This window comes from Roseicella aerolata, assembly GCF_020523605.1.
GTDB classification, from domain to species: domain Bacteria; phylum Pseudomonadota; class Alphaproteobacteria; order Acetobacterales; family Acetobacteraceae; genus Paracraurococcus; species Paracraurococcus aerolatus.
Genome location: NZ_JAJAQI010000130.1, coordinates 1 through 2,229 on the forward strand (window position 1 = coordinate 1; position 2,229 = coordinate 2,229).

Below are 2,229 nucleotides of genomic sequence, written 5' to 3' on the forward strand. Positions count from 1 at the left end.
ACCACCGTGGTATCGCTCGTCATGGCGTATCGCTCCTTCGGGAGGTCCTGGCAGGCTCGTCACCCGCCTCGATACGCCGCCTCTCTCAGCCCGCCATCACCCAGTTTCGGCCATAGCTCCGCAAGACGCTGGAGCAGACGGAGCAGCTCCAGCGCGTTTCGCAGGTCGAGCGCACTCGTTGGCTCATCCAGGAGCAGGGCTGCCGGCTCGGCACAGAGCAGTTGTGCCAGGAAGACGAGTTGTCGCTGCCCGCCCGAGATCTCCGCCAGCAGCCGCGGGGCGAGAGCCGCGATCCCGAGCCGGGCGAGGGCCGCTGCAGCACGCGCGACCTCTCCATCCGGCACCCTCATGGCGAGCGAGCGGAGACGGCCCAGCAAGACCGTCTCGAGCACCGTCAGGGCTGCCCGGCAGCCATTGTCCTGAGGCATGAACGCAGTCTGCTGCGGCAGGAAGCCCTCCTGCCGCACAGATCCGCTGTGGCGCTGGAGTCCAGCTGCCGCCCGCAGCAGGGACGACTTGCCGGACCCGTTCGGCCCGAGCAGCGCAACGATCTCGCCGCGTCGGATCTCCATCGACACGCCGCGGACCGCAGCGAAGCCCCTGTACGCGACGCCGATGTCTTCGAGGAGGAGCCTCACCAATGGGCCCTCCTCACGGAGAGGATCAGCCAGGCGAAGAAGGGCACCCCGATCAGTGCCGTTACGATCCCGATCGGGAAGAGTGCGCCTGGCGAGACGGTCTTACTCACCACCGAGGCGACCGAGAGGAGAAGCGCCCCGGCCAGAGCGGCACCGGGAAGCTGGATGCGCTGGTCCTCACCCAGGGTCAGTCGCGCGACGTGAGGCGCGACCAGCCCGATGAAGCCGATCGTGCCGACGAAGGCGACAGCGACGCCGGTGGCGACCGAGACGAAGACGAAGCCGCGTAGCCGCACCGCCCTGACACGAACACCCAGCGCCGCCGCGCGCTCGTCACCGAGGCGAAGCGCGGTCAGCGACCAGGCGTCCCTCAGCAGCAGCGGCACCGAGACGGCGAGCACCCCAGCCACGATGCCGAGCTTTGCCCAGGTCGCGCGCTGGAGGCTGCCGAAGAGCCAGAAGACGATCTGCTGCAGCGCTTCCGGCGAGGCCATGAACTGCAACAATGCGAGCAGGGCCTGAAAGAGGAACATCAGCGCTATGCCCGCCAGGACCAGCGTCTCGGGCGTCGCTCCTCGGATGCCCCCCAACAGCCAGACAGCGGCACAGGCCAGGGCTGCGAATCCGAAGGCAGCGACCGGCACCGCATAGGTCTCCGACACCGGCACGACTGAGCCGAGCACGATCACCAGCGCCGCACCGAAGCCGGCACCGGCGGAGACGCCCAGCGTGTAGCTCGACGCCAGGGGGTTGTTCAGGATGGTCTGCATCACCGCTCCGGTGAGGCCGAGCGCCGCGCCAACCAGCACCGCCATCAGCGCAACGGGCAGTCGGATGGTCCACACGATCGCATCCACCATCGTGTCGTCCGACAGGCCGAGGACGGACGCTGCGACCGTGAGGGGTGGCAGCATGGCTGGGCCGGTCGCGAGGTCCGCGACGACACTGCCCACCAGCACGATGGCTCCCGATGCCAGCGTGGCCGACCTCCTGGCAGCGAGCCGGCGCCAATGGGCGCGGGCCGCGACGTCCGCATTTATCCCCGCCATGGCAGCATCCAGGTGCCGGAGAAGGCCAGGGGAAGGAAGCGCTGATGATAGTCGGCGAGCTCGGCAACTGGGTCCGCGGTCTCGAAGGCACCCGGCCAGAGCCGCTTGGCGATGTAGAGGGCTGCCGTGTCGTCGAAGAGGGTGCGGCAGAGCCCATGCTCGATCGCGTGCAGCTCGCCATTGCGAATGGCGGTCAAGCCCTGCCAGGCCGGCCGGGCGGCATAGGGAGCGAGGCTGCGGCGGGTGACCTCGGGTGGGATGTCGTAGCCGGTGCGCACCGCGTTCGGGCGGTTCACCCAGGACGAGCCCGCGATGAAGATGAAGTCCGGGTTGGCAGCGAGGACGGCCTCGGCCGAGAGCGGACCCCATGAACCAGGCAGGCGGCCTTCCGCAATGTTCTGCGCGCCGAGGCTGCGGGCGATGGTAAGCGTAAGCCTGTCGTGGCCTTGCGGTGACCATGGCGCGTGGTGGATGTCGTGTGGATGCCCGACGACGTGACACCGCCTGCAGCACTCGCAAACCGCTCATACGACGGTCGTAAG

General features: G+C 68.7%; 3 protein-coding genes. All 3 read right to left on the minus strand.

The annotated features are described in order from the left end of the window. Window positions 1-59 precede the first annotated feature (59 nt). Complete coding sequence (locus LHA35_RS28105; RefSeq protein WP_226614880.1) at window positions 60-638, minus strand: ATP-binding cassette domain-containing protein; 579 nt, start codon at window positions 636-638, stop codon at window positions 60-62. Continuing rightward, entirely contained in the window at window positions 635-1,597 is a 963-nt protein-coding gene (locus LHA35_RS28110; RefSeq protein ID WP_226614891.1) for a FecCD family ABC transporter permease, read from the minus strand. The genes LHA35_RS28105 and LHA35_RS28110 overlap by 4 nt, the downstream gene beginning before the upstream one ends. A 77-nt stretch (window positions 1,598-1,674) precedes the next feature. Next, window positions 1,675-1,983, minus strand: coding sequence for a TroA family protein (locus tag LHA35_RS28115; protein WP_338051022.1), 309 nt, complete (start codon window positions 1,981-1,983; stop codon window positions 1,675-1,677). Between the last annotated feature and the right edge of the window lie 246 nt (window positions 1,984-2,229).